Annotated in this window: 23 protein-coding genes and 1 pseudogene; 16 read left to right on the top strand and 8 right to left on the bottom strand. The window is 68.0% G+C overall.

Features of this window, described 5'->3' with window-relative positions; translation table 11 throughout:
- Window positions 1-43: 43 nt before the first annotated feature.
- Genes ACFWHU_RS07030 through ACFWHU_RS07040 form a run of 3 tightly spaced genes read right to left on the bottom strand, consistent with a single transcriptional unit; the run spans window position 44 to window position 3,261 of the window.
- Window positions 44-934, bottom strand: coding sequence for a sugar ABC transporter permease (locus tag ACFWHU_RS07030; RefSeq protein ID WP_387224467.1), 891 nt, complete (start codon window positions 932-934; stop codon window positions 44-46).
- A 5-nt stretch (window positions 935-939) separates the two neighbouring features.
- Window positions 940-1,953, bottom strand: a complete 1,014-nt coding sequence (locus tag ACFWHU_RS07035; protein ID WP_078077644.1) for a carbohydrate ABC transporter permease — start codon at window positions 1,951-1,953, stop codon at window positions 940-942.
- A 33-nt stretch (window positions 1,954-1,986) separates the two neighbouring features.
- On the bottom strand, window positions 1,987-3,261 hold the full coding sequence (locus tag ACFWHU_RS07040; RefSeq protein WP_376527442.1) for an extracellular solute-binding protein: 1,275 nt from the start codon (window positions 3,259-3,261) through the stop codon (window positions 1,987-1,989).
- Window positions 3,262-3,643: 382 nt separating this feature from the next.
- Here ACFWHU_RS07040 and ACFWHU_RS07045 point away from each other — a divergent pair, with 382 nt between their 5' ends.
- Window positions 3,644-4,723 (top strand): LacI family DNA-binding transcriptional regulator, encoded by a 1,080-nt coding sequence (locus tag ACFWHU_RS07045; RefSeq protein WP_385793011.1) that lies wholly within the window; start codon window positions 3,644-3,646, stop codon window positions 4,721-4,723.
- 74 nt (window positions 4,724-4,797) lie between these two features.
- Entirely contained in the window at window positions 4,798-5,928 is a 1,131-nt protein-coding gene (locus tag ACFWHU_RS07050) for a phosphatase PAP2 family protein (protein ID WP_385793009.1), read from the top strand.
- Here the strand turns inward: ACFWHU_RS07050 and ACFWHU_RS07055 are convergent.
- Window positions 5,913-9,002 (bottom strand): bifunctional [glutamine synthetase] adenylyltransferase/[glutamine synthetase]-adenylyl-L-tyrosine phosphorylase, encoded by a 3,090-nt coding sequence (locus ACFWHU_RS07055; protein WP_387224211.1) that lies wholly within the window; start codon window positions 9,000-9,002, stop codon window positions 5,913-5,915. The genes ACFWHU_RS07050 and ACFWHU_RS07055 overlap by 16 nt on opposite strands.
- Before the next feature lie 198 nt (window positions 9,003-9,200).
- Between ACFWHU_RS07055 and ACFWHU_RS07060 the strand changes: the two genes are divergently transcribed.
- The 4 genes from ACFWHU_RS07060 to ACFWHU_RS07075 all read left to right on the top strand — a co-directional run bounded on the left by ACFWHU_RS07060 (window position 9,201) and on the right by ACFWHU_RS07075 (window position 12,898).
- Window positions 9,201-9,713, top strand: a complete 513-nt coding sequence (locus ACFWHU_RS07060) for a pyridoxamine 5'-phosphate oxidase family protein (protein WP_385793007.1) — start codon at window positions 9,201-9,203, stop codon at window positions 9,711-9,713.
- Window positions 9,714-9,815: 102 nt separating this feature from the next.
- Window positions 9,816-10,574: a sulfite exporter TauE/SafE family protein gene (locus ACFWHU_RS07065; RefSeq protein ID WP_385793112.1), complete on the top strand. Its 759-nt coding sequence runs from the start codon at window positions 9,816-9,818 to the stop codon at window positions 10,572-10,574.
- A 95-nt stretch (window positions 10,575-10,669) separates the two neighbouring features.
- Window positions 10,670-12,196 carry a hypothetical protein gene (locus ACFWHU_RS07070; protein WP_387224212.1) on the top strand — a complete coding sequence of 509 codons (1,527 nt, stop codon included), beginning with the start codon at window positions 10,670-10,672 and terminating at the stop codon, window positions 12,194-12,196.
- 6 nt (window positions 12,197-12,202) lie between these two features.
- Window positions 12,203-12,898: an NUDIX hydrolase gene (locus tag ACFWHU_RS07075; RefSeq protein WP_387224214.1), complete on the top strand. Its 696-nt coding sequence runs from the start codon at window positions 12,203-12,205 to the stop codon at window positions 12,896-12,898.
- 50 nt (window positions 12,899-12,948) lie between these two features.
- Here the strand turns inward: ACFWHU_RS07075 and ACFWHU_RS07080 are convergent.
- A pseudogene (locus ACFWHU_RS07080) lies at window positions 12,949-13,035 on the bottom strand (glutamine synthetase); the annotation flags it as partial.
- Window positions 13,036-13,282: 247 nt separating this feature from the next.
- Here ACFWHU_RS07080 and ACFWHU_RS07085 point away from each other — a divergent pair.
- Window positions 13,283-14,701, top strand: a complete 1,419-nt coding sequence (locus ACFWHU_RS07085; RefSeq protein ID WP_387224216.1) for a hypothetical protein — start codon at window positions 13,283-13,285, stop codon at window positions 14,699-14,701.
- A 284-nt stretch (window positions 14,702-14,985) separates the two neighbouring features.
- On the opposite strand, the gene ACFWHU_RS07090 is transcribed toward ACFWHU_RS07085, so the two are convergent.
- Window positions 14,986-15,654: a YdcF family protein gene (locus ACFWHU_RS07090; RefSeq protein ID WP_387224217.1), complete on the bottom strand. Its 669-nt coding sequence runs from the start codon at window positions 15,652-15,654 to the stop codon at window positions 14,986-14,988.
- Window positions 15,651-16,451 carry a GntR family transcriptional regulator gene (locus ACFWHU_RS07095; protein ID WP_387224219.1) on the bottom strand — a complete coding sequence of 267 codons (801 nt, stop codon included), beginning with the start codon at window positions 16,449-16,451 and terminating at the stop codon, window positions 15,651-15,653. Before ACFWHU_RS07095 ends, ACFWHU_RS07090 begins: the two co-directional genes overlap by 4 nt.
- Window positions 16,452-16,878: 427 nt before the next feature.
- Between ACFWHU_RS07095 and ACFWHU_RS07100 the strand changes: the two genes are divergently transcribed.
- The 8 genes from ACFWHU_RS07100 to ACFWHU_RS07135 all read left to right on the top strand — a co-directional run bounded on the left by ACFWHU_RS07100 (window position 16,879) and on the right by ACFWHU_RS07135 (window position 23,562).
- The gene (locus ACFWHU_RS07100) at window positions 16,879-17,349 is read left to right on the top strand and encodes a transcriptional regulator (RefSeq protein ID WP_387224221.1); all 471 of its coding nucleotides are present in this window, start codon (window positions 16,879-16,881) and stop codon (window positions 17,347-17,349) included.
- Between the two features lie 89 nt (window positions 17,350-17,438).
- Window positions 17,439-17,708 (top strand): DUF6284 family protein, encoded by a 270-nt coding sequence (locus ACFWHU_RS07105; protein ID WP_387224222.1) that lies wholly within the window; start codon window positions 17,439-17,441, stop codon window positions 17,706-17,708.
- On the top strand, window positions 17,705-19,054 hold the full coding sequence (locus ACFWHU_RS07110) for a hypothetical protein (RefSeq protein ID WP_387224223.1): 1,350 nt from the start codon (window positions 17,705-17,707) through the stop codon (window positions 19,052-19,054). Before ACFWHU_RS07105 ends, ACFWHU_RS07110 begins: the two co-directional genes overlap by 4 nt.
- Window positions 19,051-19,890: a phosphoadenosine phosphosulfate reductase gene (locus ACFWHU_RS07115; protein ID WP_387224224.1), complete on the top strand. Its 840-nt coding sequence runs from the start codon at window positions 19,051-19,053 to the stop codon at window positions 19,888-19,890. Before ACFWHU_RS07110 ends, ACFWHU_RS07115 begins: the two co-directional genes overlap by 4 nt.
- Window positions 19,891-19,925: 35 nt before the next feature.
- Complete coding sequence (locus ACFWHU_RS07120) at window positions 19,926-20,282, top strand: DUF6251 family protein (RefSeq protein WP_387224226.1); 357 nt, start codon at window positions 19,926-19,928, stop codon at window positions 20,280-20,282.
- Between the two features lie 77 nt (window positions 20,283-20,359).
- A complete protein-coding gene (locus ACFWHU_RS07125; protein ID WP_387224227.1) occupies window positions 20,360-20,695 on the top strand; it encodes a hypothetical protein in 336 nt (111 codons plus the stop codon).
- 89 nt (window positions 20,696-20,784) lie between these two features.
- A complete protein-coding gene (locus ACFWHU_RS07130; protein ID WP_387224229.1) occupies window positions 20,785-22,959 on the top strand; it encodes a cell division protein FtsK in 2,175 nt (724 codons plus the stop codon).
- 171 nt (window positions 22,960-23,130) lie between these two features.
- A complete protein-coding gene (locus tag ACFWHU_RS07135; RefSeq protein WP_387224231.1) occupies window positions 23,131-23,562 on the top strand; it encodes an NUDIX domain-containing protein in 432 nt (143 codons plus the stop codon).
- A 160-nt stretch (window positions 23,563-23,722) separates the two neighbouring features.
- On the opposite strand, the gene ACFWHU_RS07140 is transcribed toward ACFWHU_RS07135, so the two are convergent.
- A complete protein-coding gene (locus ACFWHU_RS07140; RefSeq protein ID WP_387224233.1) occupies window positions 23,723-24,736 on the bottom strand; it encodes a hypothetical protein in 1,014 nt (337 codons plus the stop codon).
- A 139-nt stretch (window positions 24,737-24,875) separates the two neighbouring features.
- Between ACFWHU_RS07140 and ACFWHU_RS07145 the strand changes: the two genes are divergently transcribed.
- Window positions 24,876-25,733, top strand: coding sequence for a bifunctional DNA primase/polymerase (locus ACFWHU_RS07145; protein ID WP_387224235.1), 858 nt, complete (start codon window positions 24,876-24,878; stop codon window positions 25,731-25,733).
- Window positions 25,734-25,736 lie beyond the last annotated feature (3 nt).

Consider the following 25,736-nt stretch of genomic DNA (forward strand, 5'->3'; position numbering starts at 1 on the left):
TCCCTGGGGGGTCTGGGTGGGAGGGGGCGGGGGGAAGGCGTCGTCAGCCCTTGACGGCGCCCGCGGAGACACCGGTCACCAGATGGCGCTGCGCGAACAGGAAGACGATCGCCGCGGGTATCGCGATGAGCACGGACGCCGCTGTCATCGGACCCCATTGGGCGCCGTACTGGTTGACGAACTTCTGCAAACCGCCCGCGAGGGTGAGGTTCTCGTCGCCGACCATGAAGGCGGAGGCGTACGCCACTTCGCCCCAGGCGGTGACGAAGGAGTAGAACGCGGTCACCGCGAGACCGGGCTTGGCGAGCGGCAGGATCAGCCGCCAGAAGGTGCCGAACGGTGTCAGCCCGTCGACCATGCCCGACTCGTCGATCTCGCGCGGGATGGTGTCGAAGAAGCCCTTCATCATCCAGGCGCAGAACGGCACGGCGATCGTCAGGTACGTGATCACCAGGCCGGCGGCCTGGTTGAGCAGACCGAGGCTCGACATGATGTTGTACAGCGGCACGATGAGGACCGCCATCGGGAACATCTGCGTGATCAGCAGGGTCCACATCAGTCCGCGCTTGCCGGGGAAACGGAAGCGGCTGACGGCGTAGCCGGTGGTGGCGGCGGTGAACACGCCCAGCACGGTGGTGAGTCCGGCGATGAGCAGCGAGTTGCCGAACCAGGTGAGGAACGGCGTGTCGGCCAGCAGCTTGGTGTAGTTCTCGAACGTCGTCTCTTTGAAGAAGTCCGTCGTCGTCGCGTACGCGGCGGGCTTCAGCGATGTCAGCAGCACCCACAGCACGGGGAAGACCGCGATGACGGATGCCACGACCAGGGTGGCGTGCAGGCCCACGGACGCGGCCCTGGAGCGGTCGCCGCGGCGCCGCACCCTGTCCGTCGGTCGCGGGGTGGAGCTCGCGGCGCTCGGCGTCTGCGTATCGGTCACGGCGGTCACCAGGTATCTCCCTGCTTGCGGAGGACTCGTTGGTAGACCACGGCGAAGATCATCAGGAGTACGAGGATCAGCACGCCCCAGGTGGACGACTGGGCGAAGTCGCGTGGGCTGATCTCGAAGGAGAACTTGTACGCCTGGGTCACCAGGATCTGGGTTGCCTCACCGGGCCCGCCTCTGGTCAGCAGGAAGATCACCGGGAACATGTTGAACGTCCAGATGGTGCTGAGCAGGATGACGGTCGTGCTGACCGACCTGAGGCCCGGCATGGTGATGTGCCGGAAGCGCTGCCAGGGGCCCGCGCCGTCCATCTCGGCGGCCTCGTACATCTCCCCCGGAATGGACTGGAGTCCGCCGAGCAGGGCCACGAGCATGAAGGGCACACCGAGCCAGATGTTCACGGCGATGACCGAGAACTTGGCCCAGGTGGGGTCGTTCAGCCACGGCACGGCGTCGATGCCGCCGCCGGCGAGCAGCTTGTTGAGGAAGCCGCGGTCCTCGTTGTAGAGGAAGCGCCAGGCGAAGACGGACACGAAGCCCGGTACGGCCCAGGGCAGGATGAGCATCATCCGGTAGGCGGAGCGGCCCGCGATCCGGCGATTGAGGATATTCGCGAGGCCGAGGCCGAGCGCGAAGGTGATGCCGACGCAGGAGACCGTCCACACCAGCGTCCAGCCGAGCGTGGACAGGAACTGACCGCCCGTCAGGGCGTCGGCGTAGTTGTCGAGGCCGACGAACTCGTAGGTGGCGGGCAGGTGGTTGACGCCGATGTTCCGCTCGACGTTGCGTTCGTTGGCGTCGGTCAGCGACAGATAGATGCCGCGGACCAGCGGGTACCCGACGATCACGCCGATCACGGCCACCACGGGGGCGACCATGGCCCAGGCGTACCAGTGGGTCGAGACCGAACGCCGCAGCCCGCCGGGGGGTTTGCCAGTGCCGCGGCTCCGGCCGCGGGCGACATCCGAGTCACCCGCGGCCTTCGCCACCGACTGGCCGGTGTGGACAGCCATCAGCCGGCCTGCCTTCCTTCCTCTCGGTCCGTCTTACTTCCAGCCCTTGAGCAGCTTGCGGTAGGAGTCGCCGGTCGTCTTGACACCCTTCTCGGGGGTCGTCTGGCCGGTGAGGACCTTGGTGTACTCGGTCACCAGCGGCGCGAACAGGCTGCCGGTCTCCGGGATCCAGGGGCGCTCGATGGCCTTGTCGACGACCGGCTTGAAGAAGCCGACGATCTCGTTCTTCGCGACGTCCGGCTGGGAGTAGACCGACGTACGGGTCGGCAGCAGGTTCAGCTCGGTGGTGATCTTCGCCTGGGACTCGGCGGAGGACATGTACTCGACGAACGCGTAGGAGGCGTCGAGGTTCTTGGAGCCCGCGTAGACACCGAGGTTGTGGCCGCCCTGCGGGGCGCCCTGGCCGGCCGAGCCGGCGGGCACCGGCGCGACGCCCAGGTTGGCCTTGTCCTTGAACTGCGGTCCGGCGTAGGTGTCGGCGATCGCCCACGGGCCGTTGATCATCATGGCCACGTCGCCGCCCTTGAAGGCGGCCTGCATGTTCTCCCAGCCGTCGGTGGCGTCGGTCTTGGCGGCCCCGGAGTCGACCAGGTCCTTCACGACCTCCATGGCCTTGACGCCGGCCGGGCTGTCGACGGTGACGGTCTTGCCCTTGGCGTCGACCAGGTCGCCGCCCTCGCCGTAGAGGAACGACAGGAACCAGTACGCGTCGTCGCCGCGCAGGTACATGCCGGTCTTACCGGTCTTGTCCTTGATGGTCTTCGAGACGGTCTTCAACTCGTCGATGGTCTTGGGGACTTCGACGCCGGCGTCCTTGAACAGCTTCTTGTTGTAGAAGATGCCGAGGGAGTCGATGACCTGCGGGACCGCGTACGTCTTGCCGTCGTACTTGGTGGAGGCGGCGGCCTGCGGGACGAAGTCCTTCTCGTCCTTCAGCGCGGCGGTGCCGTCCAGCGGCGCGAGGTAGCCGAGGTCGGCGAACTCGGGAGTCCACGCGACTTCGGAGCGGATCACGTCGGGGGCGCCGGAGCCGGACTGGGCGGCGTTCTTGAACTTGTTCTGCGCCTCACCGAACGGCACGTTGACGTACTTGACGTCGACACCCTTGTGCTTGGCCTCGAAGTCCTCGGCGAGCTTCTTGAAGACCTTGTCCTCACTGCCCACGGTGGAGGTGTCCCACCAGGTGACCGTTCCGGTCAGCTCGCCCGAGCTGGACTTGCCGCCGGTGGACTCCTCGTCGCCGCCGCAGGCGGTCGCCGCGATCGCCAGGGTCGCGACCAGGGCGGTGGCCGTTATGCCACGTCGCATCTGAACTCCTTCAACTGCCGTACCGCTCCGTCGCGGCGCCGGGTCGACGTGAAGGTAACAAGGATGAAAGAAGGCCGAAAGAGCTTGCGGAAGATTTCTGCAAGCAACCGTGATCGTTACATTCGCGTGTCCTCACAGTTGCCGCAAGGGTTCTTGACGAAGCGCGTACGACCTGGCAAGTACGGTACGTGTCGGCCGATACCGGCTCGGTGAGCGCCCACGGCACTCCGACGGACCCGTTCCGCAAGGTGTTGCAAGATTTTGCTAACGTCGCCACTGCAAGGCGCTGCAAGGTGTCCCGCGCCGACCGCCCCGTCGGCACCGGTGGCTGATTCATGCACATGGTGGGCAATCCGGCACACGCCCGGTACAGTCCACTTCCATGACCGCACGGCTAGCCGACATCGCAGCCCAGGCGGGGGTCAGCGAAGCGACGGTCAGCCGCGTACTGAACGGCAAACCGGGTGTTGCCACGGCCACCCGCGAATCCGTACTCGCCGCACTCGACGTCCTCGGCTACGAGCGCCCCGTAAGACTGCGCAGGCGCAGCGCCGGCCTCGTCGGACTGATCACGCCCGAGCTGGAGAACCCCATCTTCCCGGCGCTCGCCCAGGTCATCGGCCAGGCACTGACGCGCCAGGGCTACACCCCCGTGCTCGCCACCCAGACCCCCGGCGGCTCCACCGAGGACGAGCTGACGGAGATGCTGGTCGACCGCGGCGTCTCCGGCATCATCTTCGTCTCCGGGCTGCACGCGGACACCTCGGCCGACATGCAGCGCTACGAGCAACTGCGCGCCCAGGGCGTGCCGTTCGTCCTCGTGGACGGTTTCTCGCCGAAGGTCAGGGCGCCGTTCATCTCGCCGGACGACCGGGCGGCGATGCGGCTGGCGGTGACGCATCTCGTCTCGCTCGGCCACCGCCGGATAGGTCTCGCGGTCGGCCCCAAGCGTTTCGTGCCGGTCCTGCGCAAGATCGAGGGTTTCCGCGCCACCGTGCGCGAGCAGCTCCAGCTGACTCCCGAGGAGACGGAGGAGCTGATCCAGCACTCCCTCTACACGCTGGAGGGCGGCCAGGCGGCGACGGCGGCGCTCATCGGGCGAGGGTGTACGGCGGTGGTGTGCGCGAGCGACATGATGGCGCTGGGCGCGATCCGGGCCGCCAGACAGCTCGGAAAGGACGTGCCGCGCGATGTGTCCGTCGTCGGATTCGACGATTCGCCGCTCATAGCGTTCACCGATCCACCACTGACCACGATCCGCAAGCCGGTGCCGTCGATGGGCCAGGCCGCCGTGCGCACGCTGCTGGAGGAGATCGGCGGGACGCCCGCTCCGCACAGCGAATTCGTCTTCATGCCCGAGCTGGTGGTTCGCGGTTCGACCGCCTCCGGGCCCGTGCCCGGTCCCTTGGGGAATTCCCCTGGAGAAACCGGGCGGAAGTCAGGGTCACGGACTAGTCCGTAGGACGTAGCGCATGCGCCGAGGACCCACCCGAGGGATGATCGGTCGAGGGCGGAAATCTGGCAGACTCTCTCTCCATGGGTGAAACGACCGTGAAGATTCCGGAAGGCACGAAGGCTTCGCCGACACCCCCCTCGGGTGCGACGGCCGACGAGTCCGGCCCGGTGTCACGCACCGGTCGCCGGCGCCCTATCCGGTCACCTCGGCGCCCTCGTATCTGGTTCGAAATCCTGCTGATCGCGGTGAGTTACTGGATCTATTCGCTGGTCCGTAACGCGGTGCCCGAGCAGAAGGCCGAGGCCCTGCGGAACGCGGACTGGATCTGGCACGCGGAGCGCTCGATGGGCCTCGGGTTCGAGGAGGCCGTCAATCACGCGGTGAATTCGGTGACATGGCTTGTCGTCGCCATGAACTACTACTACGCGACGCTGCACTTCATCGTCACGATCGCGGTACTTGTCTGGCTCTATCGCAGACATCCGGGCCGTTACGCGGCCAGCCGGCTCATCCTCTTCGCGACCACCGCTGTGGCACTGGCCGGTTACTATCTGTATCCGCTCGCGCCGCCCCGGTTGATGAACGGGCAGAACTTCATCGACACGGTGCAGGTCCACGAGACCTGGGGGTCGATGGCCTCGGGCAACTTCAAGGCCGTCTCCAACCAGTACGCGGCGATGCCGTCGATGCACATCGGCTGGTCCCTGTGGTGCGGGCTGACGATCCTCGCGCTGGCCAAGGCGCCGTGGGCGAAGATCCTGGGGATGCTCTACCCGGCGATGACGCTGGTCGTGATCGTCGCCACCGCGAACCATTTCTGGCTGGACGCGGTGGGCGGCATGATCTGCCTCGCGTTCGGTTTCACGGTGTCCTACGTCTGGTACCGGGCGCTGCCGCACCAGCTGCCCCGGTGGGTCGAGGACGACCGGCCCAGACGCCGGTGGCTCCGCAAGCCGGTCACGTCGAGTCGGCCGACCGTGCCCCGGCCACAGCGCCAGCCTGTCGGACAGGCCGTGCGGAGCGTGTCGGCGACGCGGACCGCGCCGCCCGGCACCAGCTCGCCGCCCACCCCGACCGCACCGTCCCCGCGCAGTTCGCCGTCCCCGAGGACCGCGCGGCCTGGTCAGGTCGCGCCGTCCGGCCGGACCGCGCCACCGAGTCAGGTCGCGCCACCCGGCCGGACGGAGCCGTCCTCTCACACGGCCCCGTAGAACAGCTCCTCCATCACCGCGCGTGCGCGCCTGGTGGTCCGGCGGTAGTCGTCGATCATGTCGCCGCTGTGCCCGCTCTGTCCGGCGTGCCCGTTGTGCGGACCGGAGCCGGGCGCCACGGATCCGGGCCCATAGCCCAAGTACCGCCCCATCGCGGCCAGTTCACGGCCGTCCGAGGGGAACGTGTCGCCCGCTCTGCCGCGCACCAGCATCACGCCGTTACGTACGCGGGTCGCCAGCACCCATGCCTCGTCGAGGATCTGCGCGTGCTCCACGGAGAGCAGGCCCGCGGCGTGCGCGGCGGCCAGGGCCTCGCGCGTACGGGTCGTGCGCAGGCCCGGCACGTGCCAGGCGTGCTGCATCTGGATCAGCTGCACCGTCCACTCGACGTCCGAGAGACCGCCCCGGCCCAGCTTGGTGTGCAGGGTGGGGTCGGCGCCGCGTGGCAGCCGCTCGGTCTCCATCCGCGCCTTGAGCCGGCGGATCTCCCGTACGGCGGCGTCGCTCAGGCCCTCGGCGGGATAGCGCAGCGGGTCGATCAGCTCGATGAAGTCCCGGCCCAGCTCGGCGTCGCCCGCCATCGGCTCGGCGCGCAGCAGCGCCTGGCTCTCCCAACCCAGCGACCAGCGGCGGTAGTAGGCGGCGTAGGAGGCGAGGGTGCGGACCAGCGGGCCGGTCTTCCCCTCCGGGCGCAGATCGGCGTCGATCATCAACGGCGGGTCGGTCGTGGGCAGTTGGAGGAGTCTGCGCATCTCGGAGACGACGGTGCTCGCGGCCCGTGACGCCTCGTGCTCGCTGACGCCCTCGCGCGGCTCGTACACGAACAGGACGTCCGCGTCGGAGCCGTACCCCTGCTCGTGGCCGCCGAAGCGGCCCATGCCGATGACCGCGAATCTGGCGGGGAGGGTGTCGCCCCAGGTCTGGCGGACGGCGGCACGCAACGCGCCCGACAGGGTGGCGGAGTTGAGGTCGGTGACGGCCGCGCCGACCCGGTCGACCAGCTCGCCCGGGTCCTCCTCCGCGGGGTTCTCCTCGGTGCCGTAACTGCCGATGATGTCGGCGGCGGCGGTCCGGAACAGCTCGCGGCGGCGTACTCCGCGGGTGACGGCGACGGCGATCTCGGCGGTCTCCGCCCGTCCGACGGCGGCCAGCACCTCCTGCTCCAGATGCTTGACGCCGCGCGGTTTCAGGCCGCCGGGGTCGCCGAGGATGGCCACCGCCTCCGGGGCGCGCAGCAGCAGGTCGGGGGCGAGCCGGCCGGCGGAGAGCACGCGGGCCAGGTTCTCGGCCGCGGCGCCCTCGTCCCTGAGCAGCCGCAGATACCAGGGGGTCTTGCCGAGCGCGTCGGACACTTTGCGGAAGCCCAGCAGACCGGCGTCCGGGTCGGCGGAGTCCGCGAACCAGCCCAACAGCACGGGCAGCAGGGTCCGTTGGATGGCGGCCTTGCGGCTCACCCCGGACGAAAGCGCCTCCAGATGCCGCAGCGCCGCCACCGGGTCCGCGTAACCGAGGGCCTCCAGGCGCTGGCCCGCCGCCTTCGTACTGAGCCTGATCTCACCGGGGGCGAGCTGGGCGACTGCGTCGAGCAGCGGCCGGTAGAAGATCTTCTCGTGCAGCCGCCGGACCACCGAAGCGTGCCGTCGCCAGGCCCTGTTGAGCTCGGAGACCGGTTCGGTGCGCAGCCCGAGGGAGCGTCCGAGACGGCGCAGATCGGCGTCGTCGTCGGGCACCAGATGCGTACGCCGCAGCCGGAACAGCTGGATGTGGTGCTCCATGGCGCGCAGGAAGCGGTACGCCTCGTCGAGCTGCGCCGCGTCGGTCCTGCCGACGTAGCCGCCGGCCGCGAGGGCCCGCAGGGCGACGAGCGTGCTGCCGCTGCGGAGCGAGGAGTCGCTGCGGCCGTGGACCAACTGGAGGAGCTGCACGGCGAATTCGACGTCCCGCAGCCCGCCGGGGCCGAGCTTGAGTTCACGGTCGATCTGGCCGACGGGGATGTTGTCGACGACCCGGCGGCGCATCTTCTGCACGTCGGGCACGAAGTTCTCGCGGTCGGCGGCCTGCCAGACCATGGGCGAGACGGCTTCCACGTACTCCTTGCCGAGCGCGATGTCACCGGCGACGGCGCGGGCCTTGAGCAGGGCCTGGAACTCCCAGGTCTTGGCCCAGCGCTGGTAGTAGGCGAGATGGCTGGAGAGGGTGCGCACGAGCGGGCCGTTGCGGCCCTCGGGACGCAGATTGGCGTCGACGGGCCAGATGGTGCCCTCGGCCGTCGTCTCGGAGCAGATCCGCATCATGTGGGCGGCCAGCCGGGTGGCCGCCTGGACGGCCTCGGCCTCGATGTTCGAGGTGTCGGCGGCGCCGTCCCCGGAGCCGCCGCGGTCGTGCACCGCCAGGTGGGCGGGCTCGCCGACGAAGATGACGTCGACGTCGGAGACGTAATTCAGCTCGTTGCCGCCGCACTTGCCGAGCGCCACGACCGCGAGCCGGCACACCGCCGCGTCCTCGGGCGCGGCGGTGCGCGCGATGGCGAGCGCGGCGCGCAGCGTGGCGATCGCCAGGTCGGCCAGCTCGGCGGCGGTCTGGGCGACGTCGGTCGTCCCGCAGACGTCGCGGGCGGCGAGGGAGAGCAGGCAGCGGCGGTAGGCGACACGCAGCGAGTCGACGTCGTGGGCCTCGGCGAGACCGGCCTCGAACTCGGCGACGCCGGGGTGCAGATCGGCCGACTCGTAGGTGACGAGGACCTGCCAGTCGGCGGGGTGCCTGGCCAGATGGTCCCCGAGCGCCTCGGACGCCCCGAGCACACCCAGCAGCCGGTCCCGCAGCGGCTTCGCGGCGAGCAGGGTGTCCAGCAGACGGTGCCGGCCGTCGGACCCGTGCGCCTCGACCAGCCGGACGAGGCCGCGGAGCGCCAGATCGGGGTCGGCGGTGGCGCCGAGCGCGTCGAGAAGGACGGGATCGGCCCGGACGGACGCCATCTCGTCGACACCGAGCAGACGCTCCGCCGCGGAGGGGTCGGTGAAGCCGTGCCGGAGCAGGCGGGTGAAGGTACTGCTCCTGCGTCCCTGCACCGTCATTCGGCCTTTCGTCCGTCCGATCAAGGTCCGGGGCCGAGCCTAATACTCCGGGGGTCGCGGAGGGCCGGGGCGCTCCCCCGGGGTCGGATTGTGACCTCGACCGATGAGTCTTCGCGTCGCGGCCGGTCACCACTTGCGGAAGGGTCGTGAGCGTACTCCCGTTCACGGCCGTAGAGCCTTTTCCGAAGGGACCGCGCCATGGCGCACAAGGAACCGTCCAGCACCTACCTGGACGCCCGCTACAGCGACCCGAGGGCCACCGCGGGCGACTGGGCCGAGGCGGTGACCCGGCTGACGGAGGCGGAGATCTTCTGGCTGTCGACCGTGCGTCCCGACGGCCGTCCCCATGTCACCCCGCTGCTGGCGGTCTGGCAGCGGGACACGCTGTACTTCTCCTCGGGTGAACGGGAGCGCAAGGTCCTGAACCTGAACGAGAACCGGGAGGTCGTCCTGACCACCGGCACGAACGCGCTCAATGAGGGCCACGATCTGGTGATCGAGGGCGAGGCGGTACGCGAGTCGGACGACGCGCGGCTGCGCGAACTGGCCGCTCTGTGGGAGTGCAAGTACGGCTCGGTCTGGCACTTCGACGTGAAGGACGGTGCGTTCACTGGCGCCGAGGGCCCGGCACTGGTCTTCGGGGTCACCCCTCGCACGGCCTTCGGCTTCGCCAAGTCCCCGTACAGCCAGACCCGCTGGCGGTTCGCCTGAGATGCACCGTCCCCGATCACCGTGCCGGCACCGGCACCCGCGCGGCGCACGCTGGCTCGCCTGAGGTGGTCTGGACACGTGGTCGTAGCATGGGTCATCGCCATGGACACGATCAGCATGTGGGAATTCGTCGCGCTCGCCGCGGCAGCCGCCCTCGTCGGCTTCTCCAAGACGGCGGTCAGCGGTGCCAACACCGTCAGCCTCGCGGTCTTCGCCGCCGTACTGCCCGCCCGCGAGTCGACCGGGGTACTCCTGCCGATCCTCATCGTCGGCGACACGATCGCCGTCCTGACCTACCGCCGCCACGCGCACTGGCCCACCCTGTGGCGGCTGTTCCCGGCGGTCGCCGGGGGTGTGGTGGTCGGCACCGTCTTCATGCTGTGGGCCGACGACGGAGCCGTACGCGTCTCGATCGGTTCGATCCTGCTCCTGATGGCGGGCGTGACCATCTGGCGGCGGCGTTACGCGCCCGAGGAGGACACCCCGGAGGAGACGGCCTCGCTCAAGGGCCGCGTCAAGGCCCGCTCGTACGGGGTGCTCGGCGGCTTCACGACGATGGTCGCCAACGCCGGCGGCCCCGTCATGTCGCTCTACCTGCTGTCGGCGGGCTTCCGGAAGCTCGGCTTCCTTGGCACGTCCGCGTGGTTCTTCCTGATCGTCAACACCAGCAAGGTGCCCTTCAGCGTGGGCCTCGGCCTGATCGACCGCGAGTCGCTGCTGCTGGACGCGCTGCTCGTGCTCTTCGTCCTGCCCGGCGCCCTCATCGGCAAGCTGTGCGTGGACCGTATCGACCAACGGGTCTTCGAGCGGCTGGTGATCGGCGCGACGATCCTGGGCGGCCTCCAACTCCTCCTGCGCTGAGGCGATGGCACTCACCGCCTCGGCGAGACATACCGGCCCCGTCCGTGATCAGATATTTCAGTGCTCGATCAGGCACTGAGTGGGGGGGACAGATCATGAGCGGTGATCAGACCGGCGGAGAGAGACTGACCCGTATACGTCCGGAGAATCTGGATCCGGGGGCGGTCGTGGCGCAGTCGCTGGACAATCAGTGGGTCGGCGCGGACCTGACCCGGAGAATGATCGCGAAGGGAAAGTCCCTGAGCGATGTTCAGGACCAGCGGAACGACCAGGTGCGTGCCGAATACTTCCGCAGCCTGATCAACACTCGGCAAATCGTCGTGAACCGCGTGTTCTTCTACAACAATCCCGCCATCAGCCGCGACCTGTCCGAGGGCGGGGAAGCCCGGCGGGCCCATCAGAAGTTACTCGCCGACGGCGCCCTCGTTCCCTTTCTGCTCGGCGAGCGTGAGCCCACCGACCGTCCGCGAATGGATGTGGACGAGGCCGCTTTCGACGCCTGGCGCGACACTCTGGCGGAGATGCCGGCCACGGAGCGGGTGACGTGCCTGCGTATGTCCTGGAACGACCAGGAGAACGCCAGGGACGCCAAATCGGCCCTGATCAATCCGTTCGCCGCCAGGGTCCAGGGGCTGACCGCCAAGGACATTCCGCTGCTCGCCTCCCAGGTCGGCGTGCCGGACGACAGAATCACCGAATTCGCCGAGAAGATCGGTGAGGTCGTCGACCACAGCAACCACCAGCGCATACGTGACGCCGCCGTCACCCGCAATCTGCTGTACCAGAAGTTCGTGTGCGTGGACGGCACGCCCATCACCGAGGGCCGGTACGACCGCGGCAAGCCTTTCGCCGCCGAGATCAAGCAGTTGCTGGACCTCGTCTACAACGTGAATCTCGCCGACGCCCTGGGCATGTATCCGCTCACTCCGACCGGCAGTCTGCGCCGTGTGGCGCTCCAGGAGTGGCGGGACGTACGCGCCGGCTCGGCCGACGGGATCATCCGGGACCCCGAGCAGCTGGTGAAGTTCCTCCAGCGGCAGGCGTTCTCCACCGTCCAGGACCGGCTCACTCCCTCGGCGATCGACACCCTGGGCCTCGAGGACATCTGGCGGCTCCGGCAGAGCGGCGCCTGGCACCGTTACATGGAGGCGTTCACGTCACTGACGGGCGATCCGGCGGCTTTCCACGAGAATGTCGGTGACGTCTTCGACCGGTACGTCCGGCTCAATTCCGAGATCATCGAAGTCGCCGGGGCCGCTCGGGGTCCCGCGGTCGAGGCGAACAACTGGTCGCCCGTCGTCGAAGTCGTCCTCACCATCGGCGGAGCCGTTTTCACCGCGGTGACCGGTGACGAGGGATGGGCCGTGGCCGCGAGTGTGGGAGCCGCGACGATGGGATCGCGCGGCGGTTCCGTCCAGTTGGTCCTGCGCAATCGGGTGGCCGGGAAACGGGAGCAGAAATTCGCCCGCGAGATCGCCTCCGTACGGCTGGACACCGAACGGGAGTGGGCCCAGTTCCATGAGCTGGCCCGCCGGCTTCCGGGATATACGGAGCACGGCGGATCCCCCTCCGCCACCAGTTCCACCACCATTCAGGAGACCGACGAAGTACCGGAGTACTGACGCACCGTGAAACGCCCCACTCCCTCCTACGAGGAACTGCGCCGCGACCGCCCGGAGATGTTCGCCAACGTTCCGGACGGGATCGAGATCCTCCTCGACCCCGTCGACATCGAGGCGGCCCGGCGCAGCGTCGGATCCGACGAGCCGGTAGGCGTGGTGTATCGCGACCGGTTCATCACGCTCATTCGTGACGCCGTCCGCTTCCCCGGGGGCGGGCTGGGCCTCTACACGAGGATCCTGCCCGCGGGAGACGCCGCCGGGGTGGTGGTCCTGCCGCTGATCGGCGCGGGCCCGGACGGCCCCGACGTCGTCCTGGTCGAGCACTACCGGCACGCCACCCGTGCCTGGCACCTGGAGGCACCCCGCGGCATGGGCGAGCCGGGGTCGCCGGCGCCGGAGAACGCGATCCGCGAACTCCGGGAGGAGCTGGGCGTCCGACTCGACGAACTGACCCCGCTCGGCAGGGTCCACGCCGACACCGGACTGCTCGGCGGCCACGCCGAGTTGTACGCGGCCCACATCTCGGCGGTCGGGGCACTGGACACCGCGGAGGGCATCCGGCGGGCCGTCGTCATGCCACTGCTCCGGGCCGAGGAGCTGATCGGGCGGGGTGAGATCACCGACGGTTTCACCATCGCGGTTCTCACCCGCGCCCGGCTGGCGGGACTGTTCCCGAATGACCGGGCACACCCGGCCCCTTGACGGCCCCCACGTCCTGACGGGCCCCCGCGTACGGTCCGGGACCCGCCGGGCTACAGCACCGGCAGCAGGGCCTTCAGTTCGAAGGCCGTGACCTCGGAGCGGTACTCCTCCCACTCGCGCTTCTTGTTGCGGAGGAACTGGCGCGTGGGGATGACGACTTCGAATTGTTCGATCTAATGGTGCGCTGACCTGCGGGATAGCGGTTGTCGGTGGTCGTCCCTGGTCGTCCTGGGTCATCCCCCGACGGCCCAGAGACGGCCCGGCACCCGCGTCCGCATGCCCCCGCCCGGCTTGTTGATGGTGATCCACACGTGCACAAGGAAATGCCTGAAACAGGCCAAAGCGCATAGTTAGAGTCGTACCATGCGATAGGGCCGAACCCGTATGGACAAGGGGGACATGATGCCAATCAAGACACTTACTTTTGGCGACTCGCTCGCTGGACTACTGGTAGACGGCGTCGAGGGGACGCCATACGTCGTCGCAACACTGACCTATAGCGAGACCCGCGGCGTCCGACTTGAGGTGCCATATATTCACCACTCAGATCAGGAACAATTCGCGAATGCTGAGAAATGGTTCGAGACTGGAGCGCCTCCAAAAAATCTCATGTTCATAACTCACGGTGGAGTTATCTATCTTTTCGGATGCCGGTACTCGGGCCACTCCATGAACTTTGGACACGGCCATGCAGCTGGGTTCATCACCCCTGATGAAGTCGTACTAGCAAACAGGGATGGAGATCTCACCGAAGATCTAAAAGTATCGGAATTCACATCTGAGCTCGATGCTTTGTTCGAATGGACTCGCTTTCGGGCGGTTCACCACGAAAGAGAGACGAATGAGGAAGGTCGAGTAAATAAGGTCACCATCACCGCCGAAAGCATGGAGGGCGTCTCCTGGACCCAAGGAGAAGCGGAGATGAAGCTCAACACAAGTTGGTCCACATCTGATTCTTCACCTGGGTTCCAAATCACCGAATGGGTGGCACTTCAGAGCACCTTTCCCACACCTCGCCCAATGAAAGAGCACCTCTCAGAACAGAGAAAGCTGGCTTCGCTCTTGAAGCTGGCTTTCGGACAGCCTATCTACTTCCGCCGTCATAAGATCCGGGATGATCTATTCGCCGACACGGCACTCAACGGAAGAACTCTTGGAAAATCATTCCATGAGGCCATTAGCCATAGAACCTTTCGAGACTTCTCTCAACCTAAACCCGAGCGGAAAAAATTCAGGCAGCCAGTCTTCTATCTAGCACAGGTTGGCGGTGAGGGTTTGGAGAGGTGGGGCCTAAATTATGAACCATGGAAGCGTTTCATTGAGCCAGCAGTCAGCGTATTGAGTCGACCGGGTACAGTGCTTGAGAATCTCGTGGTAAATGCTTCAATGAGCCTAGAAGCGGCAGGGAGTTTGCTTGGCCATATTTCCGGTGAAGAAGAAACCCACAACGGTTCAGGATATCCAACTACGGCCACTTACGTCCTTCGAGCCATCCTATCTCTTGACATAGACTGGCAGCGCCTATCCGAATCTCCTACCGCTTTGGCTCGCGCAATCTCCAAGAACTACAACACGATCAAGCACTTTGATCGTGGAGTATTTCCGGATCCCATTGAGACGTACTTCGTCAGTGAATTTGCTATGACAATCGTGCGCCTTGTCGCCACGAACTTGGTCGATCCTACCGGCCAATTGGTTCGAGATTACGCAACTAGCTCCTCCTTCGATGAGTTGGTCGAGATGTGCCGGCGACACGACAGGTTCGTTGGCCCTAACGGAGCATTCATAAACTATCCAAGCTAAGTCCTGAGCTGAGCAAGGTCCGCAAGAGTCGCCACACGGTCGCTCTGGCGAATTCATGGACGTGATCTTTACGAGCACCAACAAAATGGACGTCACCGAAGCCTGCTCAGCCTCCTTTCCCCCACACGAGAGATGGCCATTCGCTTGATCGCGAATGGCCATCTGCTCTGCTGCACTGACTGTCGGGGGGAGGGATTTGAGACCACACCCCGGCGAATTACCCGTCAGCACCCAAGCGGTCCAGTGGATTCACCGTTCTAGCCCTCAATTTGGTCCTTCAAACATCAACGACTGATCGAGGGATCGTCCGCCACGATTCGGCTTGTGAAGCCTCCCTGGCGCAACCGCTCGTAGGCCGCTGCCACGTCGTTCGCCACAGGCTGAGGGATCATGAACCCTTGCTTCGGGTAGATCATCAGACGCTGAAGCGCTCCGACAAGCATATCGAGCACAAGACGCGCATCACCGATGGAATCCACGTACGCCTCAAAGGTCATTGGCGTCGACGCGCTCACAATTTCGACTTCCGGCCAGAGCTTGCGCGCAGTCGCGTACGCGCGCCGCTCCTCGTACGGCTTGCTGATCAACAGCACGGAAGACACTGCCACGTCGGCCTGTGCTAGCAGTGCCCGCGAGAAGCGAATGTTCTCGCCCGTGTTTCGAGCCCGAGGCTCGACAAGTACGGCGGCGGCGGGCACCCCGAGCGCGAGTGCACGTTCGCGGTAGTGGACAGCCTCACCGCGCGGCATGCGTTCTTCCGTCGTTCGGCTCGTCGCCCCGGTGAAGACAATGAGGGGCACCATGCCGCGCCGGTAGAAGTCCACGGCGGTATCAGCGACTCCCAGGTCATGGCTGCCGAGGCCGACCGCGACGGAACACGGTCTCGGCTCATGATGCATTTGATGGAAGTCCCACAGCTTCCGAGCGTCTGCCCAGGCCTGCGTCGAGATCATCGACCTTCCCTCCTGTCCTGTGCGGAGTCAGGAACCTTGAATTCGTACTTCCACGCAAAGCGTGATGCGGCATGCACCCCCAAGGCGAACTCAACAACCGTGCCATCTGCCGTGTAGGTGATCCGGTGGAGCTCAACGACAGGCTCACCGTTCGGCAGGTGCAGCAGCTTCACCTCCTCTGACGTTGGGATGCGAGCGAACAACTCTTCCGTCATGTGGTCGATCTCGTACCCTGCGTCGTACAGAACCCGGAATCCGCCACCACGGCCGGCCGGTCCGGGTGTGGGGTCGACCAGCCGGGTTCCCTCGACGTGCTCGGGACGGTAGTAGCTCGTCAGGGTGTGCGTCGGCTGGTCACCTTCCTTCACGAGACGCGCTCGGGCGTACAGCTCGGCATCCGGAGCCAGGCCATGAGCGGCCGTGGCAGCCACCGGGGCAGGACCGAGACTGATGGCCTGAGTCTGCTCGTCACGGCGATACGCGCGACCGGAAGCAACACGGTCAGCAATGAACGCGACCTCGTCCCCGTCTCGCCATTTGACCTTGTCGTACCGCCCGGTACTGAGCCGTTTGAGCGGCGTCTGCTGCCGCACCACAGTGCCGTGCCCACGCGATGAGGTGACCAGCCCTTCGGCCTCAAGCGCCCTGTAAGCGGCATGGACTGTGGACTTAGAACCTTCGCCGGCCTCAACCAGATCCCGGATATGGGGCAGTTGCTCACCCGGCCCGTATCCGCGTTCACCACTCCTGATGCGGTCCGCGATCCGGTCGGCCAGTTCTCGCCACTTGGGCGCCATGAAGAACTCCTCTCGACAGCCCCAAGTCAAACACAGTCCCAGGACTGTTGACAGTCCTGGGACTGTGCGGCAGAGTCTCACTCATCAGCCCGCAGTCCTAGGACAGCGATCTGGTCGACCGGAGTGGGTTGAGTCCCCTCCGGTCTGCACACCACAGGAGCCCCGCGTTGGACGGGGGGAGGCGACCCGGCGCCTTTGCATTAACCGGAGGGCTTAGACCGAAAGGTCACGTCCCCATACGCCTTCGCCAGGCATGGCCGCTCTACTCACACGGGAGCGGCAGACCTGAAGGGGACATTCGCACTGCTCAACCCCACCGCAGCGCTCATCGCCGCTGCGGCCGGTTGCCTCCGCCGCTCGTCTCGTACGAGCGGCGTAGAGGGGAGCCGGACCGTCTCCGCATCCTTCGTGCGACAGGAGATCCACCATGCTCGCTGCCACTTTCGCCGCCGTGTTCGTCGCCCTGTACGTCGGCCACTCCGTAGGTGACCACTGGGTTCAGTCGTCCTGCCAGGCCGCCGACAAGGGAAAGCCCGGTTGGGTCGGCCGTCTCGCCGACGCCCGGCACGTCCTGGGGCTGACGCTCACGAAGGTGATCCTGCTGGCGCCGGTCGTCTTACTGCTTGACCTGCACGTGAGCGCCCTCGGTCTGATCCTGGGGTTCACGGTCGACGCCGTGACCCACTGGTGGGCCGACCGCCGGACGACGCTCGCCTGGCTGGCCAAGGTCGCCGGGAAGTCCGAGTTCTACGCCCTCGGTACGCCGGCGCACCCTGCGGCCCCCGCCACGGCCGGCGGCGGATACGCCCCGACCCTCGGCACCGGCGCCTACGCGCTGGACCAGTCCTTTCACCACGTGTGGCTGCTGGTCGGCGCGCTGATCATCGCCACCGTCTGACCCACCCCCACCCCAACGGCGCGCGGCCCCGGAGAGGCAACTCCGGGGCCGCTGTCGAGCCGTGCCACCTGCTAGGGAGAACCCGACTCATGAACCACATCGTCACTGTTCAGGATGCCGTTACCGCCTTCGCCCCGGACATCGAGCCGACCAGTGCGGAACTGGACGCGATCGAGCGGGAGATGCCCGCGATCCTCGCGGACGTCGACCTGCTGGACGCGCAGATCACCGCCATGGACCGGCCGGCCAACGAGTTGGACACCCGCCGTATCCGCCGCGCCCGCCACCGTGCGCTGACCACCCGCCGGGAGCTGTCGAACCGGTCCGCCGCGGCGATGGTGCCGGGGGGTGCGGCATGAGCGACTACCGCGAGGAACGGCGCGCGGACCAGGCCGCCGATGCGGAACAGCGGCGGATCGACGCCGCCGCCGCTGATGAGCGCCGTCTGACCCGGCAGCGGGCGGACGACGAGCGCGCCGCCCGGCTCCGTGAGCAGCAGGCCGCCGAACGGGCCGAAGCCCGCCGGGCACGGGTCGATGCCCGCTCTGCCCGCAGGGCCGCGCGAGGCGTGGCCCTGACCGCCGGGAACGTGTACCGCAAGGGCACGCTCGCGCTGGTCACCGCGTCCGCGCTCGGCAGTCTGCCGGCGCAGGTCCTGCACTTCATGCACATCTCCCCGATGCTGCTGCCCCTGCCGTTCGCGATCGAGGGCGCGGCCTGGGTGATGGCCGCGGGCGTCGCGTACGCGGATGAGCGCGGTCTGCCGGGCTGGGTCCGGTGGCTGCTGCGCGGCCTGGTCGGCGTCGCCGCCGGGTTCGCCGCCCGGATCAACTACACGTACGGCACGGGCCTGGACGGGCTGTCCGACGCCGACGCGACGACCGCCGGTATCGGACTCGCCGCCGTGACACTGCTCGGGCCGGTCCTGTTCGAGGTCCGCCAGTGGGTGGCCACCCTCTCCGCGAAGTCGGGCGAAGGGGACCAGCGGCAGCGGCGTCGGCACAACCGGCGCCGTCGTCGTCATCACAAGACGGTGGCCAAGCTCGCCGACCGACTGATGTCCGCCGCCCCGCTCGGCAGCCTCCCGTCCGAGGACGCGTGGGCCCGCGCGTGGTCGATCGTCCACGGCACCGACCAGCCCGGCATGACCCCCCAACTCCACCGGTACGCGGTCCGGTCGACTACCGCCCTCACCGACGCCATGCGCGAACCGACCACGACCGTCCCGGCGCGGACCGGCATCACCCGCCGGTTCACGGACTGGCTGATGCACCGCCAACCCGCTCCGACCGCAAACAGCCACAAAACAACTGATGTGAACATCAATCGGTCGATGGCTGACCTGGAAGAGTCGGCCCCGGAGCCGGTCACCGCCGCCGCCCCGGAAGCCCTTCCCGCGCCCGTCGTGGTCGACCTGCCCACGCCGGTTGAGTCGACCTGCGCTCTGGCGCCGGTCGCCGCTGAGTCGACCCGTCCCCGCCGGGCGACCGGTCGGGTCCCCGACTCCGCACGCACCCGCCGCCCGACTCGCACACCCGACCAACTACTGTCCGAAGCAAGGGAGTTGACGGCCGACTGGTCGGACGGGGAGCTGACGGCGGAGTCGATCCGTAAGGGAGTCCGGACGTCGGCGGAGAAGGCTCGCGGACTGCGTGACACGCTGCGCGCCGAACGCGCGTCCGGACCGGGCGAGGTGGCGGCATGAGCGCCCCTACGGTCGCACCTGCCGCCGGGCCTCTGCGGTCTATCAGTTACGGCGGGGGTGTGCAGTCGACGGCGCTCCTGGTGCTGGCTGCGCAGGGTCGTATCGACTTCCGCACGTTCCTCATGGCCAACGTCGGGGACGACTCGGAGAACCCCGGCACGCTGCGGTACTTGGACGAGTACGCCCGCCCGTACGCGGCTGAGCACGGTCTCGAACTCACCGTGCTGGACCGGGTCATGGTCCGCACCGGTGAGGTCCGCACGCTGCACGGCCAGCTCACCAAGGAAGGCTCCCGCTCCCTCGCGATCCCTGTGCGGATGTCGAACGGGGCCCCCGGCACCCGCTCGTGCACGGCCGACTTCAAGATCAAGGTCATCGGGCGCGAGGTGAAGCGCCGGGGCGCAACGAAAGAGGCCCCCGCGACGATCGGGATCGGCATCAGCCTGGATGAGATCCACCGGGCCAACAACCGGCGCTGCGAGCCGTACGAGCAGATCGTCTACCCACTCCTTGAGCTGGGCCTGCGGCGTATCGACTGCGCACGGATCATCCGGGACGCCGGCCTGCCCGTACCGCCGAAGTCCTCGTGCTGGTTCTGCCCCTTCCACCGGCCCGAGACCTGGCACGACATCCGCCGGGGCCAGCCGGACCTGTTCGAGAAGGCGTGCCAGCTCGAAGAACTCCTCAACCGCCGCCGTGACGAACTCGGCAAGGACCACGTCTACCTGACCCGGTTCGGCCGCCCACTGCGCGAGGCCATCCCGGACGGTGTCGACCTCCTGCCCGGCTTCGACCCGGCAGACGGCGCCTGCGACTCCGGATGGTGCATGACCTGACCGCACGCCCGTCCCGACCACCACACGGAGGAACCGTGGAATCCCTGCCCACCTCGCGTACGGTCGTCCAGCTCCCGGACGGCACCCACGCCTACATCGACCCCCACGCCCTGCCCGCCCAGCAGACGGGGCCGCAGGTCGTGCACATCCACCAGGCCGCCCCGGACCGGACGGTGCAGCGCGTCGCGCTCGGGTCCGGGATCGGCGCCGGCGCGGTCGGCGCCTCGGTGTACTTCGGGCCGATGCTGGTCGCCGCGATCACGTCCATGGCCGTGTCCCTCGCCGTCGTCGCGCTGGTCGTCGTCGTCACCGGATGGGCCGTCGTCACCGTCGTCCGCTCGGTCGGCGGTGCGGACGGCAAGGCCGCCGCGAAGACGCTCCGCAGGCGCTGATCTGCCGGTTGCCCGATCCGCCCGCCACGTGCGGGTGGTGAGGGGAGCCGGACAGTCCAGCTCCGGAAGGGCGTCTCATGTCGAGCGACACCTACCGCAGCTACACCACCTCCGAGCGTCGTCAGCGTGCCCGTGCCGTGTTCGGCGGGGTGCGTCAGGCCGCGGCCGACGCGCCCACCTCGCGCCACGAGAAGAGGATCGACCGTATCGACGCCGCTGCTGAGGAGCGCGGCGCCCGCGAACTGGCAGCCATGCGACGTGAGTTGGACACCAACCGGGACGCCGTGGCCGCCGCCAAGACGGCACTGCGCACCAGCGACCGGTCCGGCCGTGACGCCGCGAAGAAGGCTCTGCGGACCGCTGAGGACACGCTCAAGCGCACGGAGCGGGCCGCGCGGAAGCTCGGTCTCTGACCAACCCCCGGACGGCCGTCTACCGGCAAAGTCGCCGGCCGTCCGGGGCCCCTGCCACACCCCTTTCGAGAGAGCAGGAAGTACCCATCATGACCGACCTGATGACGGAGGAACCCCCGATGGGGACCGTTCACCACCTCGACGAGCACCGCCCCGCCCCCGACGCTCCCGCGGCCGTCGATGCGGCTGATGCCGCGGTGGTGGAGGCGGTTGACCGGGCGGACAACCCGCTGGCCGACTGGCTGACCGTGCCCGACGCCCCGGTGCTGCCCGCGTGGGCCCGGTCCGCGGCATCCATCAAGGCGAACGCGCAGGCGTTGGCGCGGTTGACCTGGTGGCACACCCGTTTCCACTCCTTCCGCGTCCCGAAGTACCTGTTCAAGACGGTGCTGCTGGCCGCACGCGGGTTCTACCGGGCCACCGTTGGGCTGTGGCCGACGCTGTCCGCGCAAGACCACAGCGCGGCCGTCCGCGCGCTCAAGGCGCAGAGCAAGCTGAAGCCCGAAGACGTCGACCTGGCCGCCCGGTTGCAGGCCGCGCACTACGAGCGCACCCGCACCCGCCGTTGGCGCTTCGGTGCCGCGGCCGTCGCCGTGACAACGGCCGTTGTCGGTGTCGCGCTCGCCGACCCGGCGGTGCAAGCGGGTATCGCCGCCGCTGTGGTGACGCCGCTCGCCTACCTCGGGCGCGGCAAGGACACCCACCTTCTCGACCAGGGCGCGCCGCCGCTGAAGGTCGACATGTCCGCGCAGCAGTTGAACGACGCGTTGCGTGCCGCCGGCCTCCTCAAAAGCGGCAGCGGCAAGGACGAGAAAGACGCTCCGCGCGTGTCGTGCTCGATGGGCCCGGTCCGGGACGGCCGCGGCTGGGCAGTGATCTTCGACATGCCCCGTGGCGGCGGCAAGACCGCCTCTGACGTGCTGGCCAAGCGTGAGGTCATCGCGCAGGAACTCGGGGTGGATGAGATTCAGGTCATCATGTCCCGCGTCCGCGCGGCGAAGGGCGGCAACGCCGGACGGGTCAGCATGTGGGTGGCGGACGATGACCCCTACCTGGCCGACCCGGTCCCCTCGCCGCTCGCGACGATGGAGCGGTTCTCGATCTGGGACGCGGTCCCGTTCGGCGCGGACGCCCGAGGCAACCGGGTGTCGGTGCCGGTGATCTGGCAGTCCATGTTCTTCGGCGGACTCCCGCGCAGGGGCAAGACGTTCACACAGCGCCTGATGACCGCGGCCGGTCTGCTGGACCCGTGGGTGCGGCACTACGTAGCCGACTTCAAGGGCGGGCAGGACTGGATGGGCATGCGCCACGTCGCCCACCGCCTGGTCCTCGGTGCCGAGGAAGACGCGATCGAGGCGTTCAAGAACATGCTCGCCGAACTCCTCGCGGAGATGGAACGCAGGTTCGCCCTGTTCCGGGGCCTGCCCACCTCGATCTGCCCCGAGGGCAAGCTCACCCCGCAGATCATCGAGAAGTACAAGATGCCGTTCATCTTCCTCACCGTCGATGAGCTGCAAGAGGCGTTCCTCGCCATGGACGACAAGGACCGTGAAGCCGTCGTGGACGACCTCGGCCGCCTCGCCCGGCGTGGTCCGGCCGCCGGGTTCATCTCCAACTACGCCTCCCAGCGCCCCGACGCCAAGAGTGTGCCGACGAAGCTCCGGGAGATCATCACCATCCGGTGCTGCACCCAGGTCACCGACAAAACGTCCTCCGACATGGTCCTCGGGTCCGGGAAGGCCGCCATGGGCGCGGACGCATCCCTGCTGTCGGAGGAACACAAGGGCGTCACGGTGCTGGTCACCGGCCCCGCCTCTTACGCCACGGTGAAGAACGACCTCCTCACCACTGCCGAGTTCAACACCCTCGCCCTCAAGGGGCGTGCGCTGCGCGAGGCAGTGGGGCAGATCAGCGGCGACGCCGCCGGGGACGTCACGGCCGGCGCCGGACGCGCCGGGGTCACCATCGCACCCGTCCTGTCCGACGTCCTCGACGTCATGCGCCACTCCGACCGCATCCACTCCGTCGACCTCCTCGCCCGGCTCGTCAACGCGGACGAGGACCGATACGGGGACTGGGACCTGGACAAGCTCGCCGCCCAACTCGACGCCGCCGGCGTCAAGCGCACCACCAAGCAGATCAACATCAAGGGCAAGAACCTCGCCGGCTACCGCAGGGCCGACCTCGAAGCCGCCGTACCCGAGGAACTCCTCCTCGCCGCACGAGCGGTAGACCCCACCCCCTCTACCGGCACGGCCGTCTGACCCCCTCCCCGCCCCCGCTACCCACACCCCGCGAGTAGCGGGGGACCTCTACACCGGTAGAGACCCCCCATAGAGGGGTCTGACCTGCGAAGTAGACGCCCCTAGAGGGTTACGGCACCCAGCCCCGCACCCCTCCACAGCACCAAAACCACACCCACAAGGGAGACCTGCGTGAGCGACACCGAGACCTTCGAGACCATCCGCTACACCGCCGATGTGATCCTGCTCGCCGCCGGACGCGTCCTGCTGATCGAGCGCGGCTGGGACCCCTACGAGGGGTCCTGGGCCCTGCCCGGCGGGCACGTGGACGCCGGGGAGACCAGCCTGGCTGCCGCGGCCCGTGAGCTGGTTGAGGAGACCGGCATCACCGTGTCCGCCGCGGACCTGTGGCAGGTGGGCACCTTCGACGCCCCCGGCCGTGACCCGCGCGGAAGGTACGTCACCGTCGCCTACGCCGCCACCCTCCCCGAGACGGTTCCGCCGATGGCGGGAGACGACGCCACCGCCGCCCGCTGGTGGCCCCTCGACGCGCTCCCGGAGCTGGCGTTCGACCACGCCACCATCCTCAGCGCGGTCATCGGATCGACCAACCCCGACCAGTAGACGCGGCCAGTCCTACGAAACTTCGCGCGAAATAACGTGATCACGCTCGTCCGGTTCACGCGTCTGAACACCAACAAGCAGCAGTGAGGGCGGCCCCGTTCGGCAAAGGATGGGGGCCGCCCGCGACTTCCGGTGCTTCGCGCAGCCGGGATCCTGTGGGTTAGTCAAGAGGCCAGCCGGCGAAGCCGTCGTCAGTCTGATAGACCAGCGCGATCTTCTGCTCTGCGAGGAGTTTCTTCACGTCTGGCGTCGGTTCGCTGGGCAGCAGCACGCCGACGCGAAGCGTATGGCTGTTGGGTACGTGCCGGCGGTAGTCGGCAAGCTGTCCAATGGCCATGCGAACGTTGGCCCGAGTTGTGAGCCCCTTGGCCTCGTACAAGGCGTGGTCGTTGACGTCGTACAGGTCGGGGGTGAGCGTTCCCGGCTCGCCTTCGATGGTGAACTGGAAGCTGTGCGTCTTGTGGTCCGCCGCGGCAAGATGCGCCACGAACGCCGTTACCAGCTCCCCCTCGCGCCGCAGCACCTTCCGCTGGCCGGCAGGGATGTCCGCGACGGTCTCTGACGTGGTGTGCTGCTCGGTCTTCTTGACCTTTGCGCCGCTCTGCTTCGGAAGCACGACGGGCACCGGCACCACGACTTCGGGGTCCGTGATCTCCATGGTCGTCTGTGTGGCTTCCGGCTGCTTATCAGCTTCCGTCCAACCAGGCGTCGTGCCCGGCGCGGGACGGAAGCGGAAGACCAGCACATCGCGCATCACGCGGTTCTTGCCGGGGCCGCGGCGAATGTCGTACGGCGTGATGGGGTCCAACACCATCGGTCCGATGTAGCGCTGCTGCATCGCCCCGCCACCCGGCACCTTGCCGTGGGCGACGAACAGGTGCACCTCGCGCCCCTTTGCCGCGGCAGTGATCAGCGAGCCGTTACGGCCGGAGGGTTTCTGATCCCCCTGGGCGCCAGCGCCCGTGTACAGGTACAGCGGCCCGAACTCATCGTCATCGGCCCGACCGTCGAACGTGTAGCCGTATTCCTCACCGGCAGTCGGGTCGGAGTAAACGAACACCTTCCCGGCGTCGGCAGCCGGCTCGATGCCCTGGAACGTGCCGCAGCCGAAGGCCGCCGCGATGGCTTCGCGCGTGGTGATAAGGCCCGGCACAAGATCAGCAGTGGTCAGCATCCAACGACCCTAATCGTCGCCACTGACACTGCGCCTCCGCGTTTCCCGCGGCAGGCACAAGGGCGGCCCCCGTCTCGCCAAAGTCCGGGGCCGCCCTTATCCAGCACACAACTCAACAGTGGAACTGGAGGAGTCCAGCATGACTCAACCGACCCCCAACAGGCGAGAGCGCCTGATGACCGCCGCCCTGGAGTTGGCCGCCGCCGGTGTGCCAGTGCTGCCGCTGCGGGCCCGCAAGTTGCCGGTCGGCAACTGCCCGGCCTGCCGTAACAACGCCTGCGGTGGCCGGCCGAACATGAAGACCGCAGGCGCCTGCGCCTGCCCCGCTCCGTGCCACGCCTGGGCCGCCGCCACCACCGACCCGAACGTCCTCAACTCGATGCCGTGGCGGCGGGCGTGGCAGGAGGCGGCGGGCGTGGCCTACCACCCCGGCGGCGCTGGGCTGACCGTCGTGGACCTCGACAACGCGGAAGCCATCGCGTGGGCCCGTGCGAGCCTGCCCGCCACCCGGACCGTGCCGACGACCAGGGGTGAGCACTGGCTCTACCGGGGCGCCATGCAGGGCGCCAACGGCGTACGGTCCGGCGTCGACATCAAGTCGACCATGTCCTACGCCCGTTGGCTCGGTCCCGGCACGGGCACGATGGTGCCCTTGCCGGACGTCGTGCGCGCCTTGACCGTGAAGGCGTCGGCTCCGGCCCGATCGGTGGCCCTCACGGTGCCCGCCATGGTCGGGGGCGGGGAGTGCCCGCACCGCACGCCCACGTATCTGGACCGTGGCATTGCCATGGCGGAGCAGCGCATCACAGAGGCGCGTGAGGCGGTCCACGCCACCGTGTACCGAGTGTTCCTTGCTGTCCTGTCCACGCACGGCCGGTGCGGGTGCCTCACCGAAGCGCACATCGGGCGGTTGTTCCTCGCGGCGCAGGCCAAGGGCGAGTCCGCCCGGCACTGCGCGATCGCGTGGGCCAACGCCCGTACGGCGCTGGGGGTGTAGGGC

Origin of the sequence: Streptomyces sp. NPDC060366 (assembly GCF_042725135.1) — a bacterium.
In the GTDB taxonomy this organism is placed as follows: Bacteria; Actinomycetota; Actinomycetes; order Streptomycetales; family Streptomycetaceae; genus Streptomyces.